The 22298-nt window shown below is 59.1% G+C and carries 18 protein-coding genes and 2 pseudogenes; 15 read left to right on the forward strand and 5 right to left on the reverse strand.

Features of this window, described 5'->3' with window-relative positions:
- Positions 1-75 precede the first annotated feature (75 nt).
- Positions 76-972 carry a LysR family transcriptional regulator gene (locus tag Q8K08_RS01655; protein ID WP_304801667.1) on the reverse strand — a complete coding sequence of 299 codons (897 nt, stop codon included), beginning with the start codon at positions 970-972 and terminating at the stop codon, positions 76-78.
- A 233-nt stretch (positions 973-1205) separates the two neighbouring features.
- Between Q8K08_RS01655 and Q8K08_RS01660 the strand changes: the two genes are divergently transcribed.
- Positions 1206-1676: a DUF411 domain-containing protein gene (locus Q8K08_RS01660; protein ID WP_305248999.1), complete on the forward strand. Its 471-nt coding sequence runs from the start codon at positions 1206-1208 to the stop codon at positions 1674-1676.
- A 71-nt stretch (positions 1677-1747) separates the two neighbouring features.
- Here the strand turns inward: Q8K08_RS01660 and Q8K08_RS01665 are convergent, their stop codons facing one another.
- Both Q8K08_RS01665 and Q8K08_RS01670 read right to left on the reverse strand, forming a co-directional pair.
- On the reverse strand, positions 1748-2182 hold the full coding sequence (locus Q8K08_RS01665) for a DUF305 domain-containing protein (protein WP_304801663.1): 435 nt from the start codon (positions 2180-2182) through the stop codon (positions 1748-1750).
- A gap of 27 nt (positions 2183-2209) precedes the next feature.
- A complete protein-coding gene (locus Q8K08_RS01670; RefSeq protein ID WP_304801661.1) occupies positions 2210-2398 on the reverse strand; it encodes a heavy-metal-associated domain-containing protein in 189 nt (62 codons plus the stop codon).
- A 170-nt stretch (positions 2399-2568) separates the two neighbouring features.
- On the opposite strand from Q8K08_RS01670, the gene Q8K08_RS01675 reads away from it, so the two are divergent.
- The gene (locus Q8K08_RS01675) at positions 2569-5037 is read left to right on the forward strand and encodes a heavy metal translocating P-type ATPase (protein WP_305249000.1); all 2469 of its coding nucleotides are present in this window, start codon (positions 2569-2571) and stop codon (positions 5035-5037) included.
- Positions 5038-5050: 13 nt separating this feature from the next.
- The gene (gene cueR, locus Q8K08_RS01680; RefSeq protein ID WP_305249001.1) at positions 5051-5521 is read left to right on the forward strand and encodes a Cu(I)-responsive transcriptional regulator; all 471 of its coding nucleotides are present in this window, start codon (positions 5051-5053) and stop codon (positions 5519-5521) included.
- A 256-nt stretch (positions 5522-5777) separates the two neighbouring features.
- Here cueR and Q8K08_RS01685 read toward each other — a convergent pair.
- Together Q8K08_RS01685 and Q8K08_RS01690 are read right to left on the reverse strand one after the other, a co-directional pair.
- A pseudogene (locus Q8K08_RS01685) lies at positions 5778-6554 on the reverse strand (transposase); the annotation flags it as partial.
- Positions 6555-6599: 45 nt separating this feature from the next.
- A pseudogene (locus tag Q8K08_RS01690) lies at positions 6600-6779 on the reverse strand (cysteine synthase); the annotation flags it as partial.
- Between the two features lie 452 nt (positions 6780-7231).
- Here Q8K08_RS01690 and Q8K08_RS01695 point away from each other — a divergent pair.
- The 12 genes from Q8K08_RS01695 (at position 7232) to Q8K08_RS01750 (ending at position 22296) form a co-directional block, all read left to right on the forward strand.
- Positions 7232-7678, forward strand: a complete 447-nt coding sequence (locus tag Q8K08_RS01695; RefSeq protein ID WP_305249002.1) for a hypothetical protein — start codon at positions 7232-7234, stop codon at positions 7676-7678.
- Positions 7679-7773: 95 nt separating this feature from the next.
- A complete protein-coding gene (locus Q8K08_RS01700; RefSeq protein WP_304801922.1) occupies positions 7774-8142 on the forward strand; it encodes a hypothetical protein in 369 nt (122 codons plus the stop codon).
- Positions 8143-8501: 359 nt separating this feature from the next.
- Positions 8502-8705 carry a nickel-binding protein gene (locus Q8K08_RS01705; protein WP_304801920.1) on the forward strand — a complete coding sequence of 68 codons (204 nt, stop codon included), beginning with the start codon at positions 8502-8504 and terminating at the stop codon, positions 8703-8705.
- 439 nt (positions 8706-9144) lie between these two features.
- Entirely contained in the window at positions 9145-9615 is a 471-nt protein-coding gene (locus Q8K08_RS01710; protein ID WP_304801918.1) for a phosphomannose isomerase type II C-terminal cupin domain, read from the forward strand.
- A gap of 279 nt (positions 9616-9894) precedes the next feature.
- Positions 9895-13068 carry a hypothetical protein gene (locus Q8K08_RS01715; RefSeq protein WP_305249003.1) on the forward strand — a complete coding sequence of 1058 codons (3174 nt, stop codon included), beginning with the start codon at positions 9895-9897 and terminating at the stop codon, positions 13066-13068.
- A 1-nt stretch (position 13069) separates the two neighbouring features.
- Entirely contained in the window at positions 13070-14125 is a 1056-nt protein-coding gene (locus tag Q8K08_RS01720; RefSeq protein ID WP_305249004.1) for a hypothetical protein, read from the forward strand.
- The gene (locus Q8K08_RS01725) at positions 14125-15708 is read left to right on the forward strand and encodes a cellulase family glycosylhydrolase (protein ID WP_305249005.1); all 1584 of its coding nucleotides are present in this window, start codon (positions 14125-14127) and stop codon (positions 15706-15708) included. Before Q8K08_RS01720 ends, Q8K08_RS01725 begins: the two co-directional genes overlap by 1 nt.
- The gene (locus Q8K08_RS01730; protein ID WP_304802753.1) at positions 15701-16900 is read left to right on the forward strand and encodes a glycosyltransferase; all 1200 of its coding nucleotides are present in this window, start codon (positions 15701-15703) and stop codon (positions 16898-16900) included. Before Q8K08_RS01725 ends, Q8K08_RS01730 begins: the two co-directional genes overlap by 8 nt.
- A 303-nt stretch (positions 16901-17203) precedes the next feature.
- On the forward strand, positions 17204-18118 hold the full coding sequence (locus Q8K08_RS01735) for a glycosyltransferase (RefSeq protein WP_304802751.1): 915 nt from the start codon (positions 17204-17206) through the stop codon (positions 18116-18118).
- Positions 18119-18123: 5 nt separating this feature from the next.
- Positions 18124-19449, forward strand: coding sequence for a hypothetical protein (locus Q8K08_RS01740; protein ID WP_305249006.1), 1326 nt, complete (start codon positions 18124-18126; stop codon positions 19447-19449).
- Between the two features lie 393 nt (positions 19450-19842).
- Positions 19843-21012, forward strand: coding sequence for a mannose-1-phosphate guanylyltransferase (locus Q8K08_RS01745; protein ID WP_305249007.1), 1170 nt, complete (start codon positions 19843-19845; stop codon positions 21010-21012).
- A gap of 93 nt (positions 21013-21105) precedes the next feature.
- Entirely contained in the window at positions 21106-22296 is a 1191-nt protein-coding gene (locus tag Q8K08_RS01750; protein ID WP_305249008.1) for an FIST signal transduction protein, read from the forward strand.
- Positions 22297-22298 lie beyond the last annotated feature (2 nt).

Raw genomic sequence — 22298 nt, forward strand, 5'->3', positions numbered from 1 at the left:
AAGGTGATTTATCGCTTCTGACTTCTGCTATTTTTTCGCAAGAGCGGTGCATAAAATGCAGCGGTCAGCGAGGTCTCAGGCTATCGCTTCCAGAGCAAGCCGCAGACTTTGCGCAAACCGCGCCGATGCAACCGGCAGGGTGCGCCCCCGCATCTGGCCAAGCAGAAGATTGCCCGACGGGACGTCCCGGCTCGACAGGGGCAGCGCGACCATGCCCGAGTCGGGCCACAGCCGAAGCCCGATCGGAATCTGGAACGCGATGGCGTTTTCGTGGATTACATAATGGCGCATGAAATCGAACGAGTCCGCCTCGACCACCGGCGCGATGGCCCGTGTTCCGCGCGCGGCGGCAACATCAAGCAGATGACGTACACCATATTGCCGGGTTGGCACGACATGCGGATGGTCAAGGCAATCGCGCAACCGCAGAACACTTTGCCCGGCCAGCGGGTGATCGTCGCGCATCAAAACGCAAATCGTTTGTGGCGCCGACATCAGCACCTCGAAATCGACCAACAGGATCGGCTCGAACACAAGCGCAAGATCGCTTCGAAAGGTGCTCAGATCCCGCTCGGCCGCCTCGCGGTCGCGGACGCTGACCGAGAACGTAACGCCGGGGTGGCTTACGCGGTAGCGGGCAATCTGTTCGGGCATGAAGTAGGGGATCAACGCCTGCGAACAAGCCACCGACACATGACCCCGCCTTATACCCGACAGATCGGCCACCTGGCTTTGCACCCGACGCAAATCTGAGACCTGCGCACGGAAGTGCTGGACCAGCATTTCGCCAGCCGGATTCAGCCGCACGCCACGCGGCAGGCGCTCGAATATCTCCGAACCGAACTCTTCCTCGAACCGCTGGATACGACGGTTCAGCGCCGAGGCGGTGATATTCATGTCATCTGCTGCTTTGCGGATCGACCCGGCCTGCATCACCGCTTCGATATAGGCGAAATCCTGCAAGTGCTTCATCGTGCCCCCACGCCCGCATCCAACAAAAGAAGTGATGCATTTTTTGCACCACTCTAGTAAATTCTTATCATTTAATTTGGGCACGTTGAAGCGTGACCATGTTTCAGCCAGAAGGATGCGCCAAGAAGGCCAGACCGTGACCTAAGGTTTCACACCGGAGCATTGGTATCACCTCCCGAATTGTTGAGTGCACAGTCACATCTCGATGCTATATACCTGCAATAAGTGGAGTGATGCCCGTGACCCAGCCAACCCGAAGGACGTTCCTGTTTGCCATTGCAGCGCTTGCCGTGGCCTCGCCTGTTTTTAGTCAGCGTGATCTGTCAATTCATGTTGTCAAAGATCCGGGGTGCCCGTGCTGCAATGCCTGGATCGGTCACCTTCGTGACAACGGATTTGCTGTCAGCTTTGAAGAGCGGAGCATTGAAGATCTTGCGGCGTTCAAACGGCAGCAAGGTATCCCTGACGCGCTTGTGTCCTGCCATACTGCGACGATCGGCGGATACACGATTGAGGGGCATGTGCCTGCCGCCGATATCCGCAGACTGCTGGAGGAAGCCCCGGATGCCATCGGGCTGACGGTGCCCGGGATGCCCTATGGCTCTCCCGGAATGGGCCCGGAATCCGAGCGAGAGGCGTATGACGTCATACTCATCGCACGGGATGGTGTTGGCTCGACCTTCTCACGGTATGACGCTGCCTGATACGGTCTGTCGGCAACAATTGCCGGATTGGACCGGGCAGGTGAACGCACACCTGCCCGTGCCGATTGCCTTCAGAGGCCGCGCGCAGCGAGCCAGGCATTCATCTGTGCAATCTCGGTTTCCTGTGCGGCGATGACGGCTTCGGACAGCGCGCGGATTTCGGGGTCTGTGCCAAATTCCAACTGTACCTTGGCCATCGCCACCGCTGCCTCGTGGTGCGGGATCATGCCTTTGACAAAGTCAACATCGGCGTCACCGGTGTAGGGGATCATCATATCCGTCATCATGACCTCCATTGCCGCCGCATAGGCCTGAACGGCAGGGTTGTCGGCCAACTCGGGTGGGATTGCGACGGCGTGGTTCATCATGCCCATGCCCTCCATTCCGGCCATGCCAGAGTGGCCCATGGCAGAATGATCCATACCCTCCATCGTGGTCTGGGCGAGTGCCAGCCCGGCCACAATTGCAATTGCGCCAGCGGCCAGCGCGATGTTTTGCTTTTTCATCAACATCTTCCTTTTCTTGATTATCAGTTACGCAGGCGCAAAGCCGGCATCCGCCAGCACGGCGGCCAGCCGCTCACGCGGGGCGGTCGTTGTCACGTCAACCTTGTGGGTCGCGGGGTCGGCTTTCACTTCGGCCGCCGGATCGACGGATTGGATCGCCTTGGTGACACTGCGCGCGCATCCGCCGCAGGTCATGGCTTCGATATGGAACTGCATGAGTAACTCCTTCGAGATTTCGTCTCATGCCATCCCAAATAGGGCTTCCAACGGTTGTAAGGTCAAGAGCACAAGACTGTGAAACTGGCTTTTTTGCCAAACCCCTTGACCTTACCATGATAGGAAGGCCTATCTGCATAAGCGGAACAGAGTCGAAAAGGTGGTCCGCCATGAACAGCAACCCTAAAACCATGCAGCCCGACCTGCCATCAAGGGTCGTCCTTGATATCGAGGGCATGACCTGTGCGTCCTGCGTCGGGCGGGTGGAGCGAGCTTTGAACGCGCTGCCGGGGGTTGATGCTGCGTCTGTCAACCTTGCGACCGAACGCGCAGAGATCCTGGGCCATGATCTGGACCGAGCGGCGCTGGTGAAGGCGGTCGAGGATGTCGGCTATGATGTTGCCTCTCCTCCGATCGATCTGGAGATTGAGGGGATGACCTGTGCGTCCTGTGTCGCGCGGGTGGAACGGGCGCTGAAATCCGTGCCGGGCGTAACAGAAGCCACAGTCAACCTTGCGACCGAGCGCGCGCATGTGACGGGACAGGCCGATGTGGCCAAGCTGATCCGCGCCATCGCCGACGCTGGGTATGACGCGCATCCTGCGATATCGGCCGTGTCAGATGAAACCGCGTCCCGTAAAGCCGTCGAGGAAACCTCTCTCAAGCGCGATCTGTCGATTGCGGCTGTGCTGTCGCTGCCGGTCTTTGTGCTGGAGATGGGGTCGCATCTGTTCATGTGGATGCATATGGCGGTGATGAACACCATCGGCATGCAGAACAGCTGGTATCTGCAATTCTTGCTGACCACGGCGGTGCTGATTGGTCCCGGCCGTCGGTTCTACGCCAAGGGCTTTCCCGCGCTTGCCCGGCTTGCGCCTGACATGAACAGCCTTGTGGCCGTTGGCACATCGGCGGCATACGGTTATTCGCTGGTCGCGACCTTTGCCCCCGGCCTGCTGCCCGCAGGCACGGTGAACGTGTACTACGAAGCTGCAGCGGTGATCGTGACACTCATCCTGCTGGGACGATATCTGGAAAGCCGCGCCAAGGGCCGCACGTCCGAAGCGATCAAGCGGCTGGTGGGTTTGCAGGCCAAGACCGCCCGCGTGATCCGCAAGGGCACCGTCGTTGATCTGCCGATAGCCGAGGTGCGGCCCGGCGACCTTGTCGAGGTCCGCCCCGGCGAGCGGGTTCCCGTAGATGGAGCAGTAACGCAAGGGACCAGCTGGATCGACGAAAGCATGATCTCGGGTGAACCCCTGCCGGTTGAAAAGACCACCGGCAGCGCGGTCACCGGCGGCACGGTCAACCAAACCGGCGCCTTCACCTTCCGCGCCACGGCGGTAGGCGAGGCCACAATGCTGGCGCAGATCATCCGCATGGTCGAGGCGGCGCAGGGCGGCAAGCTGCCTATCCAGACGCTGGTGGACCAGATCACACTATGGTTCGTGCCCGCCGTGATGGCGCTGGCCGCGCTGACCTTTGCCGTCTGGCTGATCTTTGGCCCTGACCCGGCGCTGACCTTTGGCCTTGTGAATGCGGTGGCGGTTCTGATCATCGCCTGCCCCTGTGCCATGGGTCTGGCCACCCCGACCTCGATCATGGTCGGCACCGGGCGGGGGGCGGAACTGGGGGTGCTGTTTCGCAAGGGTGAGGCCTTGCAGGCTTTGCAGGACGTGCGGGTTGTGGCCTTTGACAAGACCGGCACGCTGACCGAAGGAAAGCCCCGCCTGACCGACTTGCACCTTGCCGCCGGCTTTGACCGCGCGCTTGTGCTGGCCGCCGTTGCGGCGGCAGAGGCAAAGTCCGAACACCCGATTGCGCGCGCCATCGTTGCAGCGGCGGTCGAGGAGGGCCTGACGCTGCCAGAGGTGACCGGGTTCGCCTCGCTGACCGGCTATGGCGTCGAGGCGCAGGCGGGCGAAAGCCGGGTCGAAATCGGCGCTGACCGCTATATGACCAAGCTGGGTCTTGATGTGGCCCCCTTTGCCGAGGTCGCGGCCCGACTGGCGGATGAGGGCAAGTCGCCCCTTTATGCTGCTATGGACGGCCAATTGGCTGCTATCCTTGCCGTGGCGGACCCAATCAAGGAAACCACACCACAAGCCATCCGCGCCCTGCATGCGCTTGGCCTGAAGGTGGCGATGATCACCGGCGACAACGCCCGCACGGCGCAGGCCATCGCGCGCCAGCTGAGCATTGACGAGGTGGTGGCAGAAGTGCTGCCCGACGGCAAGGTGCTGGCGGTAAAACGGCTTAAGGCACCGGGACCGCTGGCCTATGTCGGCGACGGCATAAACGATGCCCCGGCACTGGCCGAGGCGGATGTTGGTCTGGCCGTCGGCACCGGCACCGATATCGCGATTGAGGCGGCGGATGTGGTGCTGATGACGGGGCGGCTGACGGCAGTGTCTGACGCCATCGCGCTGTCCAAGGCCACGATGCGCAACATCCGGCAGAACCTGTTCTGGGCCTTTGCCTATAACGCGGCGCTGATCCCTGTGGCGGCGGGTGTCTTGTGGCCCGCCTTTGGCATCCTGCTGTCGCCGGTCTTTGCTGCCGGGGCCATGGCGCTGTCATCGGTCTTTGTCCTTGGCAACGCGCTGCGGCTGCGGCGCTATTCCCCCGCGCAATCCTGAAGGAGACTGGCCCATGAACATCGGTGAAGCGGCCCGCGCCTCGGGCGTGTCAGCCAAGATGATCCGCTACTACGAATCCACGGGCTTGATCCCGGCGGCAGGACGCACCGGCGCGGGGTATCGTGTCTATTCGGACACCGAGGTGCAGATGCTGCGCTTCATCCGCCGGTCGCGGGATCTGGGGTTTCCGGTCGAGAAAATTCAGGAACTGCTGGCGCTATGGCGCGACCGATCCCGCCACAGCGCCGACGTCAAGCGTCTGGCGCAGGAACAGATCGACGGGCTGGAGCGCAAGATCGCCGAGATGCAGGCTATGAAGGAGACCCTCCAGAACCTTGCTGACGCCTGCTGCGGCGATCACCGGCCCGATTGTCCGATCCTTGCGGACCTTGGCAGCGGACCAAGCCTGATGGCGCGCACAGACAGGGCACGGTCGAGTGACCAACAGCGCAGCCAACCAGAACAGCATCGGTCTACGGATTAACCCGGCCCTGATCAGACGGCCTTTGGCCAGCGGCGATGCAGGCCTTCAACGACCGGAGCAAAGGCCTGAACGCCCTACACATCGCCATCCTATACGACGTTCTTCTTTGAACGGCAGTAGCAAGACGAGCGGATTGGCACCTCTGCCCTTGCGACAGCTTGATCCAGTTGAAGTCTGAATGCCGCCGCTAGACAATTTTCCCGCATCTGTGAAGGCATTCGTACAGCCCGTGCAGGCTCCAGACATTGGCAGATGCTGGCACGGGCGCGGCGAAGTCCTGCCGCAAGGGATTCGGCGCAATGTTGAAGGCGTGGTCACTGTCGGTGGTGCGCTTGAACTTCCGGCTGCGGATGACCCGGATGCCGTTCTGGCGCAATGAGGAGGATCAGAAATCAGTCCGGGGGACTGTTTTCCCGATGAACACGACCAACCCGGCCCCTCTCGCGGTTTGCCTGCAAACCGCTGCCGGGCAATGGCTGTCCGACGCGGATGCCCTGCTCGTTCAGCTCCTCGGTCATCCGTGGTCTGCCATAGCTGCCCAAGCTTAACCGGTGCTTATCGCAGATATCGGCCAGGAACACCATGTCACGCCGCTGACGATACGACGGGGGGCGGTGCGTCAAGGCACGGAGCCCGCGCTCCGAAACACCCATCAGGTGGCACAGATGGCCACGGGTCAGGGTGCCGCGATACTCGGCAATATCTTGAAACGTTACGGCTTTTGAGATGCGCAGAACATCGCAGTTTTCTTTTGAACCTCCCTCCATTCGCCGGAAAATCAGTCCCCCGGCCTGTTTCCTTGCGCGGCTCAAAACCGGAGAATGCGGCTCTCTTTGCGAAGTCGTTCGTTCTCGCGCAGAAGCTCAGCATCATGTGCAGGCACTTTGGATTCTTCGGAAAATGCCCGAACCCATTTGCCAAGGGTCGAATGCCCAACCCTCAAATTAGACGCAACCTGATGCCGTGTCAGGCCACTGGTGAGCGCAATGCGAACCGCATCCCGCTTGAATTCGTTGCTGTGTATCGCTGCCATAGCCGGTCTCCTTGATGGCGAGTATGGCTCTCAAAAAAACTGGAACAAAGCCGGTGCAGGTCCTGTCGCCTTGCCACCGGTCCCATAGCCGGTCACCAAAAAGTCCAACCTCTCATCGGCAAAGTCACCGATGATCTCACGAGCGGTGGTCGCCTCATGAATGTCGGCATTGGCAGAGGTCTCAAACTGGCAGACCAGAAGCCAGCTGTGCTTCTCGGCCAATTCAAGGTAGGGCGATTTCGGATGCCAGCATTTCAAGCTGCATCAGGTCAGCGCGACGCGAAGTTGACGACGATGGCGAGGCACATACGATCATCGGGACCATTCATGACCGGTGATTTCGCTTCGTCGCAGATGTCGTGGAGATGCCCCCCGCGCATGCTTTCTTACGAGAGATTTCCCAACCGAAAGGTCCACTGACTGGCAGGCTCTCGATTGCCACCCTCCGTTTCGCCCACTTGCCATGGCCCCCGAACTTGCCATGCTGGCAGAGGCAATCCGTTGTGAGATCACACAAGCGCTGTCGTGCATGCGATGGCTGGCGGTGATCGCAGGCGGATCGTCTTTCCGGTTCCGGCAGGCCGAGCCAAACATTTATCTTGTCGCAACCGCCTTGGGCGCTCCCTATGTCCTGATCGGCATTATCGAGGCGCGCAATCACACCCTGGCTGTCCCGCTTGAACTTTCTGACAGTTGCACGAACGAAGCGATATCAGCTGACAGCCCCTTTCGACAACATCGACGATCTGCGCAGCCAGATCGTCACGCACCTTGTCACCGCACTTGAGGTCTATATTCCGCTGAATGAGGCGCGGGTCGCCCAGATGGCCGGGATCGAAACGCTGGATACCTGGGCGAACTACCATTTAGGGCTGCAGCATCCTTATCGTTTTACCGCTGAAGACAACTTGCGCGCCAAGGGCTGTTTTGAACGGGCAGTGACGCGCTGGACCCACAACTCGTCCACGCCCATGCCGGGCTGTCGTTCACCAGCTTTGTCGAGGCTTTCCTTCAGCTTGGCCCAAATATTCCAGAGGCCGCGCGACGCCATGCCGAGCGCGGACTGGAACTGGACCCGCTGTACCCGTTCGCGAATTTCACCATTGGGCGTTCCTTCTGTCTAACGCAAGACCTAGATGCTACAGTCGTCTGGCTTGACTGGGCCACCACGCTGAACCCGCAATATGCGCAGGGGTTCTATTCTTCGGCCGTCACCTCGATGCTGGTCGGGAATGCTTCGACAACAAAGGCCGGGCTGGATATCGCCATGCAGCTTAGCCCGCTGGGTCTGCTGTTTTACGGGTTTCACGAAGTCCGGGCGCAGATGCTGGTGCAAACCGGCGACTACCAATCTGCCGCCTGCTGGGGGACAGGGCCGCGAGTACACCACGCGCATTGCCTGATCACGATGATAGCGCTTGCGGCCAACTCTCTGGCCGGGAACCACGATCAGGCTGCACAATGGCGGCGAGAGGTGCGGCGGCGCAAGGCTGCTGCAACGACCGCGCATTACACAGCAGCCTTCCCGACCAAAGATACCGCCTTAAGATCGCTTATCATGGCCGAACTGCGCCGCCATGGGTTCTGAGCAGTTCCCGATTCCATTCTCGCATTTACAGCGACTCCTGCATTTGCCCAAGGTTGGGTTGTGCTGCCAATTGCCGGTTGGTGGCTAGACCACGGCGTGCAGAAGACTTTGGCGGGTCAGCCGCGCCTGACTTCGCGGCCACTCACAGAACCTCTGCATTTTTGGCCGGATCGTGCCACCTGCCAAAGCAACCTTCATCACGCGAAAGAAAATTTGGTTATGAGCCTTGGGGGCGCAAGCCTAACCCGCATGCTCAATATCAAATGGGAGCACCTGAGATGACAAGTCTGAAACGCGACATGATCGAGCATGACCTCCCCGGTGTCGGCAAATTCTCCGTCACTTAGCTTTGCTGTGCGGTGCGGGCATCCAATCAGGCGCTCAGCACCATCGGCCCTGCCATCCAGTGGCAGCACAGCTATGTGGCTGGCGACAAGACCTTCTGCATCTATCTTGCTGACGGCGATGCCTCGATCCGCAAACATGCCGAACTCAGCGGGATTCCATTTTCGCGGATCACCAAAGTGTCGCAAATCATCGACCCGCTGACCGCGAACAATTGAGCTTTTCGACAGGCGGGGCGCCTTGCCGCTTAGCGTGACCACGCCACGGTCACGACCATCGTTGCTTTCTGATAGCCTTGCAGACTTTGCAGCACCTTTTGCAGACCCTGCCGGATGCACATCGCTTAGAGGGCTGCGCGATCAGGTCTGGCGGGACCGGTTGCCAGCCATATGTCAACCGAGCCCCGCCCTGCGGTTCCGATGAAGCGCACTCAACCCTTACGTTGTTCGGGCAATCGGCGACTTGCCCGCCTTGCTATGGACCTGCTCGGCCCCAAAGTCGCCAGTACCCGTTCGGGTATGCTGCATATCTGCCCGTGATAGCGCGACGCCCCGGCGCGCAGCGGTGCCCGCCTGTTGCGCCAACGGCCCATACTGGAGCGCAAGCGCTTTGCGGCCCACATTCAGGCAAAATGGTCTGACCAAAAGCACCGGCTCCATGTTTGCCGATCCTCAAGCGTCAGTATCTGAAGCCCCAAAACAATCGGAGAACTCTATGTCGATTCACACCAATATCTCTTCAGCCGTTTCTGCTGTGCCCGACAATGCGCCCCTTTATGAAGAACGTCCCTGGGGTGCTTTCTGGAGCCTTGATCGCGGCGCAACACATCAGGTCAAACGCATTCGTGTCAGCCCAAACGGCCGGTTGTCTCTGCAGTATCATCACCACCGCGCCGAGCGTTGGGTTGTGATCGAAGGAACCGCCACTATCACCGTTAACGAAGAGGTGGCCACGGTACAGCCCGGCAGTGTTGTGATGATTCCCAAAGGGGCTGTTCACAGGCTGGAAAATCTGACCAATGCACCGGTCGAGATTATCGAAGTGCAGATGGGCAATTATCTGGGTGAAGACGATATTGTGCGCGTTGATGATGTCTATGACCGGCCAGCGCGTGAGATGCGGGCCTGACGGTCTTGCAAGAACACCTGCACCAAGGCGGATCAAAGGGCAAAAAACCTTGAACCGTATTGGCTGACAAACCGGCTTGCCCTGTTCTGCAATAACCGCGTTTAATCGAACGAAAGGAGCCCGGACAATTTGTCCACCTGAGACAGCAAGTTCCTATCCAGAGAGCGTGCCGCAGTGTTAGATGGTACAAAAAACAAAGATGCCCTGCAGGCCCGTAAGGCTGATCTCGGCCATGAGGGCCGCAGAGCCAGGCATCCAACAAGATAAGGCGCTGAGGGCGTGCAGGCTGAAGGACAAAATGCCATAAAGGGTATTCCACGGGCTGACGAAAGCCTGAGTGGTATCTTTTTGCTGTGTCTGGCGATCGGGATGGCGGTGATGACGCACGGCGCGTTGCTGCCGTTTACCCATGGCAACACCTATGATGCGTTCATTCACATGTTCTTTGGCGAACACTACGCCCGTAGTTGGTTCGACCCATGGGAGCCGCGCTGGTACACCGGTTTTGCAACGACATCCTACCCGCCGGGCACGCATATGTTGATCGGTGCGCTGTCGAAACTGATGCCTTTGCGCGCGGCCTTTGTTCTGACCATGCTGACCGGCATTTTGCTTCTGACGCTAGGAACCTACCGATTTGCGTTGATGTGGGTGCCGCCAAGAGCGGCAGGCTATGCTGCAATTGCCTTGGTTCTGTCGTCTTCAGTGGCCGAGGCGGTGCATCTTTTTGGGCAACTGCCCACCATCTTTTCGCTGGGTGTGTTTCTGAATGGCCTACCTTGGGTCTATCGGTGGATCGTCGCGGGACATTGGCGCAACTTTTTTGCGGCGGTTGTCTTTGGCGCCGCAACCACGGCCGCGCATCATGTGACAACGTTGTTTGGTGCAATCCTGTTCATCATCCCGCTGGGGCTGCTTGCCTTGCGCACGGCCGCCGAACTGGCGCGGGAAAAGCGCGACGGTGCGCCCTATAGCCGGATGCTTCGGATTTTTCACGGATTTACACCGTTCTTCTGGCCTGTCGCCAGGGGGCTATTGTTGGCTGTGGCACTTGTTGGGGGGATAGTTCTGACCATTCTGCCGCATTGGCTTTGGTCAGTTTCAGACCCGATCACGCAAGTGTCGATCCCACATGGCAGCAGGGAAAGCTTTCTTGACCGGCCTGATCTGGGCCTGATCTTTTTTGTCATTCCGTGGGGGGCAAGCCTGATCGCTTTGCCCTATGCCCTGTATAAAGGCATGACCAGCCGGCTTTGGCCCTTGGCCGGTTCAGTAATGCTGTGTTTTGTCCTTGGCACCGGGGGCACAACGCCGTTTCCAAAGATGCTGCTGCGCGGTGCTTTTGATATTCTGACGCTGGACCGCTTTACCTATTGGGCCACGATCCTGATCCTGCCCTTTGTCGGGTTGATGGTGGATGGCTTGATGCATGGCCGCTCGGGCCAAATGATCCTTTCGGTCTTTGGAATGGTTGCGCGCTATGCCACTGTGGCCGGGCTTTTCGGATTGTATGTGCTGGGTGCTGTTTTCACTGCCGTCTTGCCGACCATCCGCCCGATGCAACCGGCTTTTGTCGATCCGGCCCCCATCGTGGCGTTTCTAGAGCAAGACAATCACGATCGCTGGCGCTATCTGACGCTGGGGTTTGGTGATCAGTTCGCCTATCTGTCGGCTTTGACATCTGCACAATCGGTCGATGGCAATTACCATTCGGCCCGACGCTTGCCAGACCTGACCCGCTATTCCGTCGAACGGTTGGAAAACGCCAAGTACATGGGTGTTCCGGGTCTGGGTTCCTTGCAACAGTTCCTGATCAACGCAGACCGCTATCACCTGAAATACATTTTTTCCAACGATGCATTCTATGATCCGCTTTTAACCTTTACTGGCTGGAACCAGTTGAACCGGTTGCAAAATGGCATCGTGATCTGGGAACGGCCTGATGTCAAACCGCTGCCGCTTTTGCAACCACGCCGTGAGATTCCGCAAAGCCACCGCTTGATGTGGGGCCTTTTGCCGCCCTTTGCCCTGATCCTTGCCGCGCTGGTTCTGGTGGCCGCCATAGGTCGCCGGGGCTTTGGCAAAGCGCATGCAACCGACCGGCCGATCCCAAGATCTGCCTTTCTGCCAGACGACCGTTTTGCCAACCCAAAGCGGGCGCGGCAGGTGGTCTTTGCGCTTGGCATGCTGTGCGTGATTGCCGTTGGCGCAGGTCTGATCCAGGGCTACCGCATTTTGAATAAACCGGCATCGGCCGAAGACGTACTGCGTGAATACTTCAACGACCTTGATTTCCGCCGCTTTACCGATGCCTACAAAAAACTGGACCCGGAAAGCCGCGGCACATTTGAAGAGGCGCGGTTTCCCTGGAACTGGCGCGGCGGGCTTATTGCATCTTATGGCAAGCTGGTGGATTTCTCGGCTCAACCGACCGCCGTTTCAGCAGATGTGATCGACTGGCAGGTCAGTCTGGACTGGTTTTCCTCGCTGGATGTTCAAAAGGAAGATCTGACCCTGCGCACGGTGCGCCGAAACGGGCTGTGGTATGTCGTGCCCGTGTCCCTGCGGCCAGTGCAGACACCGGTGCGCATCAGCCGACAAGACACAGTTGCCTGGAATGTCACAGGCCGCCGACAGCCACGCTTTGAATCGGATTTGCACCGCGACCGGCTGGACCGCCCGCAGATTTTGCTGGGTCCGGCCCGGTTGGTGCGGCATGCGGGGCGCTATTCGGTTGTGGGCAGTGTTTTTGTCAACGATGCCGACCCAGCCCATATCACAGTGACAAGCCAGTTGCTTTCGCCGGGTGGCAAGCCGCTGGCCACCACAACGGGCGGCACCCTGGCCACCCATCGCCTTTTGCCTGGCGAAATGGGTGCTTTTCGGATCGCGTTTGAAGGGATCCTGGCCTTGGATGATGCCGATGTTGCAGGCTCGTTCGATCCAAAGCTTTTCATCCCGCCAATCCTGTCGGAAACCCCGGACGAAGCGCAGGTTTCAGCTCGCGCGCTGGTCGTGGCACAAAACCTGTATCGCGGCATTGCTTTGAACGGAGTCACCTTTGGTCAGACTGAAGGCGGCGGGCTGGAAATTCGCGGAACAGCGGTGAACACAGGCACCGAGATTGCGAGCATTACCCGGCTGCTGGCATCGGTTTTTGAGGGCACGGGCAAGCCAGTCTGGGTCGAGGCGGCCTTTGTTTCCACCAACATTCAGCCCGGACAATCCAGCCCCTTTCACTTTCACCTGCCGCCCAGCGCAACAATCGAGGTGATTTCCGATGTTGATCCGGCAAAGCATGAAGTCAACGGGTCGGGCCTTGCGGCCTTTGGTGCCGATAAGCTTGCCGCGTTGGCCGCTGCCCCGGCGGGTGCAATCGCGTTGAATGGGCTTGGGGGCTATCAGTTCATCAGGCTGGACATTTCATCCATGACCTTTGATCCGGAGTTCTGAGATGCAGCCAATCATAGCCTTTGTTTTCTATCTGGGTCTGTTGGCCCCGGTTCTGGCGCAAGACCTTGTGGGCGATGCCTGGGGATTGGCAGACTCTGCAGACACAGACCGGGCAACCTGGGCTGGTATTCGACTTGCGCCATCCGGGGTGGGCAGCATTGTGGCACCCGAAATGCCGCATGATATCGTGCTTTTTGTCGGGCAAAAGTCCTTGGTCGCGGGTCAGGATATCGGTCAGGCCGCAGCCCTGATTTTGGACCGACACGGAAATCTGGCCCAAGACGGGACAAAGGTCACCATCACGCTGGATGAACGGCCGTTCCCCGTAACCAGCAAGAACGGTCTTGCAGTTCAGCTCGTGGAGAGCACCCGCGCCGGGCATTACCACTCGGGGGCTGCAACAGAGTTTGTGCAGAGCAACCGGGCCGAATATGACGTGATCCCACATTTGCTGTCTGTTGTTCCAATGCTTGCGTCCGACAATGGCCTGGCCTTGGTAGAGGCCTTTCACGACTTTGGAACGCAGCCTTTGACCGACCAATATGGCAACCTTGTTCTGGGCGGCACGTCGGCCAGTTTCATGCTGACAGCGGCGGATGGATCGATCACGCTTTTGCCGGGGCAGGCCCTGGGTGGTGCCGGGACGGCACGGATGCTGGCCCGTGATCTGGGCGAAGAGGTAGCCTTGTCAGGCCAGTACACCGTGCTGGTCGGCAACCGCGTGTCCGTGCCGTTGCCCTATGCTATCCGCCCGATCCGAGCTTCGGCCCCCTTGGCGATCGATCTGACGGCGGTGCCTGATCTGGGTCTGGCCAGAATGACCATCGGGCCGTTCATGACCAACGCCGGGCATTACCTGAACGACGGCGCGCCGATCTTGGCGGTCGCGACACTTGGCAACGGAATAACGCTGACACATGAGGCTTGGGTTCAGGATGGCCGGATCGTGATTGACTGGCTTTTGCCAAAAGCCGGCGTACTGATTTCGGTGGCCATCGATTCACCTTTGGGCAGGGCCGAACAGTCCTTTTCACCAGCCAAAGCGGGGCAACCTTGATGCTGCGGTTTCGCCAGTCGCACCTGTTCATCAGTCTTGTCTTCCTCTCCTTTCTTGGTGGGGCAGTGTTTCTGTCGGCGCTTGGGTTTGCTGCGGCCATGGAGCGAACCACGACGTTTCGCTATTTTGATCAGGCTTTGTCAGGCTTTTCGCAAAGCCCCGATATCGTCGTCTGGCGGCAAAACAGCGATCTTGACCGGCCTGTAACTCCACAGGATGAATACGAAATAGGCAAGGCCGTGGCCGAGGCTTGGGCGCTGTATGCCGCGGCGCTTTCCACCGGAGACCCGCAGTATCTGCCTGACCGCTTTAGCGGCCCAGCCCTGATGCGCACGAAACACGCAAGCCTGACGGCACTGATGAACAAGCCACAACAAGCCCAAGGGTCTTCGGTGGCGATGGCCGTGCTGCATCACAACCCAAGACCGGTGTTTCACCATATGGACGGCTCGGTTCTGGTGCTGGAAGACCGTCGCCTGACTGCGCGCCTTGGCCTTGATGCAGCGCGCAATCTGACTGACCTGCGCCTTAGCCTTGATGACACCCTGACGATTTTGATGAACGAATCGACCGGCTGGCACGTCTTTGCCCATGAAATGCAGGGCAGTACCTTCCTTGCCCCGACGCAGGCCCAGCCATCACCCGCGCGGCCCAGCGTTGATCTACCGCGCCTTGCGGGGCTCAATTATTATCCCGCCGCAACGCCCTGGCGCCAGTTCTGGCCAAGCTACGATGCGGCAATCATTTCAGCCGATCTTGATCTGGTGCACGACCTGGGTGCCAACACGATCCGCATCTTTTTGCCGCGCAGTGATTTTCTGGACCCGGAAGCGCAGCCGACAAACCTTTTGCGACTAGAGGCGCTCCTGTCTCTGGCGCACGAACGGGGCCTGAAAGTGATGCCAACCCTGTTCGATCTGAAAGGCGATTATGCCCAGCATCTGTGGGCGCATGACGATGCGATGCTGCGGGAAGTGATCCCTGTTCTTGCGGCGTCACCGGCTGTTGTTCTGGTTGATCTGAAAAACGAGCCCGATCTGGACTATGAAACCCATGGTCAGGGTCTTGTGCAGGCATGGCTTGCGACAATGGCGGCAACGACGCGGCAAATCGCGCCCGATCTGCCGCTGACAATCGGGTTTTCCGCAGCCGGGCCTTCCGTCGATCTACCAGAACAGGTTCAGGGTTGGCTGGATGTTGTCAGCTATCATGATTATGCGCCCATCGACGGCGCGGCAGAAAGGTTGGCCACCACAATGGCCAAAGCGGAGGGGCGTCCGGTGATGATCACCGAAATCGGAACCAGTTCCTGGACCTTGTTGGCTGGCCTGCCATCATCAGAAGCGGACCAGGCCGAAAAGGTTGGCGCACGGCTGAACGCTTTGGCCAAGGCCGACGGGCTGCTGATCTGGACCCTGCATGATTTCCCGAACCCCGATGCCGTTGCGGTGGGCGCCTCACCCTGGGTGCGAAAGCTGCAATCGCATTTTGGTCTTTATGATTCTGATGGCCGCGAAAAGCCCATCGGAGCCGTTTCGCGCAGCTTTTTTGCCAAGTATCTGTCGGAGTCTTTGGATGAATGAACGTTCCAGCCTGAAAATTGCTTTGGTCAGCGCCTTTCCGCCCGGAATGCTGTCGTTGAACGAATACGGTCTGCACCTTGCCCGCGAACTGGCCGCCCATCCGCAAGTGGCCGAGGTGGTCATTCTTGCAGACAAGCTTCCCTTGGCGCTGGATGAACTGGATCTGGGGCCAAAACTGCGGGTGGAGCGGGTCTGGCGTTTCAACAGTCTGGCGACGCTGCCCGCGCTATTGGCGGCGCTGCGAAAAGAGAAGCCGGATGGCGTGATCTTTAACCTGCAGACCGCGACCTTTGGCGACCGCGAGGCAACGGCAGCCTTGGGTCTGCTGTCCCCTATGGTGTCACGGCTGATCGGATGCCCAAGCGGGGTCATCGCGCATAACATCATTGCCGGAATCGATCTGGATACGACGATCCTCAAAGGGCAAAGGCTTCGGCAAGGCATCGTGCGAGGCGGGGGCCGGATCGTGACGGCCGCGATGTGCAGGGCCAGCTATCTGACCACCACGTTGGCCAGCTATCGTGATCTGCTGGTGGCAGCGCAACCAAAGCGCGACATCAGCCTTGTTCCGCATGGCACCTTTGATTCCACACCCCGCCCATGGCTTGCCTTGGCCAGCCGCCCAAAGCGGATTGTGACCATGGGCAAGTTTGGAACCTACAAACGGCTGGAAACGCTGATCGCCGCCTTTCAGCAGTTGCGGCTTGATCCGCGGCACCAAGACCTTGAACTAGTCATCGGTGGCACCGATCACCCGAACATGGCCGGGTATATGGCGGGTGTTGCAGCCACCCACAGTGCCCAGCCGGGCCTGATTTTTCGCGGCTATGTGGCCGAAGACGATATCGCCACCTTTTTCGAATCGGCCCGTGTCAGCGTTTTCGACTATGATTCCACCACCGGCTCGTCCGGGGTCTTGCATCAGACGGCCTCTTATGGGGCGGTGCCGGTGTTCCCCCATATTGGCGACTTTGTGGATCTCTGCCGCGACGAAGGCCTGAACGGCTACAACTATGAACCCGGTGACGCTGCGGGGATGGCCTCAGCGATCGACCTTGCCCTGTCATCGCCCGAAGCCGAACATCTGGCGCGGGCCAATCGCGATGCGGCCATGGGCATGCCACTGGCTCAGGTGGCCGCCTTTCATGTGGAAAAGATCGCACGGCTTTCGGCTGGCAAAATGCGCTGCTGATCCGCACCCACATCTTTTGCTCGATCAGATGAACGCGCATGGCGATCGCTGTGTGACACTGCCGCGTCACATGGGCCGGTGCGCGAAAGGTCATGACCTGTTCCTGTCAGCAGGCCCGGCGCGAGCAATGGTAAATCAGGATACGGCCCTATCCTGTCGGGTATAAGGGCACCCATTTTGGGGCAAATTGTGAACGATTGTCGGCCGGCCGCTATCCGATTTTGGCGCTGTTAGATGCCGACGCGGATTAGCTTTGAAGGGGGTGGTTAGGGAAAACAGGGTTAACAGAAAGAGGCCCTGCCAATGACCATGCATTCCACAAACCTGATCAACATGATTATACCCGGCCCGGCATCTTCCGCTGCGCCAAAGTCAGGCATCGAGGTCGCCTTGGTCATGCCCTGCTACAACGAGGCCCTGCGCCTTGATTCAGAAACAATCCTGAATTTTTTGCACGGTCATCCGGCTGTTCATCTTATTCTTGTGAACGATGGAAGCACCGACACGACCCTATCACTGCTGGTGTCGATGACCCACGTTCTACCGCGTCAGATCACCGTCGTCGATCTGTCGGTCAACAGTGGAAAGGCCGAAGCGGTGCGCCAGGGCTTATTGCATGCACTGGCAATGGATGCCCCTCTTGTGGCCTATTGGGATGCCGATCTGGCAACCCCACTGGACGCTGTCGAAGACTTTGCCCGCGTCGCCAAACGTCATCCGGAAATCGCAGTCATGTTCGGTTCGCGCCGTCAGATGCTGGGACACCGCATCCGCCGCACATTCATGCGCAAGGTTATTTCCCGCACCTGTGCAACGATGGCCCGCATGGCCCTGTCTCTGGCGATTTCCGATACCCAGTGCGGCGCCAAGTTGTTGCGCGCCAATGATGCGCTACGCGAGGCCGTCGCGACCCCATTCACTGCCGGTTGGCTGTTTGACGTTGAACTGTTCGCGCGTGTCCGCCGTGCCGCTCACCCTGCCGAGAACGGCTTTTACGAATTCCCCCTGCCACAGTGGGACGAAATTCCAGGCTCCAAAGTCTCGGGTCGGGCGGTTATCAAGGCGGCGATCCGCATGTTGGGCCTAATTGGCGAATATCGGCTTGGGCTTAAAGCCAGCCAACAGGCCAAAACTGCCACGACGCCAAGCAGCAGCCCCCGGCTGTTCCGCGGGGGTCGCGCGATCGACCTGCCGTTGGCCTTTGCGGCAATAGAGTGATGCACATGGTTGCCAGCATCACCCAAGGGTCCGGTTCGCGGCGCGGCGCAGGCCTTTTGGCCCTTTTGGCGAGCCCGGCGGTCGCTGTCTTTCTGTCGCACAATATCGCGAATGCTGGAAATCTGTTCTACAACATGCTGTTCAGCCGGTGGTTGGGCCCTGAAACTTTCGGGGTTCTGGCCACCCTTCTGACGCTGAAACTGGCCATTCTGGCGCTGTTGAACGCGTTGCAGATGGCTGTCAGCCAGCAGGTGTCGCGCGGGCACAACCCGGTCCTGACCAAGGCTTTGGCGGTGCTGGATCGCCGCATGATCGTCGGCCTGAGTGTTCTTGCCCTGCTTTTGCTGCCTCTGGCGATCAGTGGTCAGCTGACATCAGCCTTGGGTCTGCCGCAAGGGGCTGCAACTGCCCTTGCCATCTTGTTGCTGGCTGTGCCAATCACGGCGCCTTTGTGCATTTGGCGGGGCATTGCCATGGGGCGGCAGAGAACCGGAATTATTGTCGCCTCTGGTCAGCTTGAAATGGGTGTCAGACTGCTTGGTGGGGCGCTTGCCTGGGTCGCAGGTTGGGGTCTGACGGGCGTTGTCGCGGCGCTGGTGTTGTCATTGGTTGCGGGCTGGCTTCCGGTTCGCCGCCTAGGCCTCGCACATGGCAGCCGCGACGCGCCGACGGCAGATCATAAAGCCGAGATGCGTTTTATCCTGAAGCTGGCCCTGCCATTTGCCGCATTGCAAGCGGCCCAGGTTGCCCTGATGGATGGCGATGTGCTGGCGGCATCGGTCTTGTTGGATCAGCGTGACACCGGCTATGTTGCTGTGCTGGGCCTGCTTCAACGCATTCAGTTTTTCGCCTGTTTCGGGCTGGCGGCAGTTTTGTTGCCCTCCGTCACCGCTGCATCAATGCGCGGCGAAAGTGGCCTGCGTGAAATGCGTCCGATTGCCTTTCTGTTTGGCGCAACCGTGCTGCCGCTGCTGGGTGTGATGTATCTTTTCCCGGCCAAATTGCTGGTGATCGTTGCAGGGCCCGAGTTTGCAGGCGCAGCACCTGCCTTGTTGGCGACGGGTCTGGCGGCTGCGGCCTTTACCGGGTCTTATCTGATGGCAACGATTTTGGCGGCATGGTCTGACCGCCGCGGTCTTGTGCTGTTTGCGCTGGCGGTGCCGGTTCAGTTTGGAAGCTATGCCATACTGTCGAAACTTTGGCCCGATTTTGAGCTGACTCACCTGATGACCACCAAGGCCATTGTCCAAACCTTGCTTGCACTTGGACTGTCGTCGCTTGTCGCGCAAAATATTTACACGCGTTTCGTGTCATTAAAGGCTGGAGTCTGACGTTGATCGGTGTCCCATCGGTATAAGACTTTTCCAGAACCCCCGTTTGGGCACCCGTCAGACCAAGTCTGCCGCAAAATAGCCCTGGGCTATCGGTGTTTGCGGTGCAAACAGCTGCCAGTGGACGCTGGGCACCGACGTCTTGCGCCAATCAGATCATGGTCTTTTCACACTTGATCTCTGTCACCCCCATATTCGCACTGAATGTCACGCTGTGGTCGTCACGCGCCCTTATGCCGTTCATTGCCTGTGCGCTTGGATCGGGATTCCTATCCGTTTGGGACAAAGTAGGGTGCAAAGGGTCGCCCGATGCATCCGGGGGCGCAGTAGCCCTTTTGCCAGATTGCGTGGCACAAAGGATGTAACAAATGAAAGTTTGAAAGGAACACAGCGATGACCCCGATTACCCCTGTTCTGCTTTGTGGCGGTTCTGGCACCCGTCTGTGGCCCATGTCGAGCAAAGACCTGCCCAAGCAATTTGGCCGGCTGTTGGGCGAAGAAACGCTTTACCAGTCGGCTCTGACGCGGCTTTCTGGGCCAGGCTGGGCCGCCCCTGTTGTTGTGACCGCTGACGACTATCTGAACATCGCCCGAGATCAGGCCAAGGCGGTCGGCATTGCTCCATCCTGCCTGATTGTCGAACCCTCCGCCCGCAATACGGCCCCAGCAATTTTGGCCGCAGCAGTCCACTTGTTCAGCATGGACGCCAATGCGCTGGTTCTGGTCGCTCCGTCAGATCACGCCATTCCCGATGCTGCTGCGTTCCGCGCCGCCGTCGAAGCAGGCACGCAATCGGCCCGAAAGGGCCAGATCGTCACCTTTGGCATCCGCCCGACCCGCGCGGAGACCGGTTATGGCTGGCTGGAACTGGGCGAAAGCCCTGAAGATTTCCTTCCACGGCCCCTGTCGCTGAAAGGCTTTGTCGAAAAGCCAAAAACACCGCAGGCCGAGGCGATGCTTGCCTCTGGCAAATATCTTTGGAATTCCGGTATCTTCTTGGCCGAAGCGCGCACGCTGATTGCGGCCTTCTTGGCCCATGCCGAACACATGATGATGCCGGTGATCGATGCGGTCATGGATGCAAAAGAAGCCAAGGATACGCTTCATCTGTCGGCCACATCCTGGAGCAAGGCAGAAGACATCTCGGTTGACGTTGCGGTGATGGAAAAGGCGACGAACCTCTGCGTCGTCCCATTTGCCGCTGGTTGGTCAGACCTAGGCGATTGGGACGCAATCTGGCGCGAAATGACGTCAGAAGCCGGTGGTATGGTGACACATGGGGACGTGACCGTCATCGGCTGCGAGGACAGTCTGCTCAGGTCTGACACGCAGGGTGTTGAATTGGTCGGCATTGGTCTGACGAACATGATCGTTGTGGCGATCGGCGATGCCATTCTTGTGGCCCACAAAAGTCGTGTCCAAGACGTGAAAGAAGCCGTTGCCAGGCTGAGTGCGCGCTCTGTCGGTCAGTCAGAAGGGCTCCGCTCGCGGATCACCAAAGGCGTCGTACCACTTTTCTTCCGGCCGCACAATCACAGACCACCGATTGCCGCCCTTTGCTGATCAACCAACCTACCCGATTGGATAGGTCGGGTGTCCGGTTGCGCGCTATCAAACCGCCCCCACTCTGTTATCGTTCCGCGTGTGAGGGCAGGTATGAAAATTTCGACGGTACAATCAAGCGCAACAAGCGCCTTTAAGGCCATTTCCGAGATCGCACTGCGACTTGACGTTGAGCGTAATGGCAGACCTGATTTTCTGGCTTTGCACTTCGGTGTTGGCAGTTCAGCCAATCAGTTGCGAGCAGAGGCGATGGCGCAGTTTGAGACCGCTGCGCTGCATGGCGGATCTTCTTGTCTTGGGATCATGACGCATGAAGGCGTAAACATTGCCAGTGGTGCCGGGGTGGGTGCTTTTGCGATTTGGGATGACGAAGGCAGTTTCGGCACCGGATCGGCCGATCTGGGCGCAGATGCCTTTGACAGTGCTCAGCGCGCCACAGCGGCGGCGCTTGCCGCAGCAGGGCGTCCGGGGGAAATCCCTGATCTGGTTTGGCTCACCGTGGCGCCCGGCCGCGAAGAACAGGTTCTTGATGGCATCCGTGCCGTGATCGGACATGAAACCCCGATTGTGGGGGGCAGTGCAGCCGACAATGATGTCAGCGGAAGCTGGGTGCAGTTCGGACCTTTGGACAACCACAGCGATGGTGTTGTCGTGTCAGTCCTTTTTCCTTCAACCAGCATCTCGTCAGCCTATCAAAGCGGCTACGCGCCGACCGGCGACAGTGGGTTTGTCACGCGGGTAGATGGGCGCCGCCTTTTTGAAATCGACGGCCAGCCTGCGGCGACCGTTTATCATGGCTGGACACAGGGTGCGGTTCCAGTCGCGACCACAGTGCCGGAAGCAATTCTTTCCTCAGCCACTCTGTGGCCTCTGGGAAGGGTTAGCCGGCAGATAGCAAGTGTACCATTTCACCTTTTGGCCCATCCTTCGGTTGCCAACCCAGACGGATCGCTTGACCTTTTCGCAGACGTGGAACTGGGTGACCAGCTTTGGCAGATGCAGGGTTCTGCAGACAGTCTTGTTGCAAGGGCTGGACGTGTGGCCCGACAAGCCCGTGACGACCTGTCGGTTCCTATGGCCGGTGCATTGGTCGTCTATTGCGGAGGTTGCATGCTGGCTGTCCGCGATCGGATGGACGAAGTTTGCGAAGGCATCAACGAAGCGCTTGGTGAGACACAGTGGATTGGGGTATTCACTTTTGGCGAACAGGGCGTTCCACTTGGTGCCGTCTCCAAACATGGAAACCTGATGATTTCTTGCACCGTTTTTGGGGCGGACACATGAAA

This window comes from Pseudotabrizicola sp. (assembly GCF_030684215.1).
Lineage (GTDB): Bacteria > Pseudomonadota > Alphaproteobacteria > Rhodobacterales > Rhodobacteraceae > Pseudotabrizicola.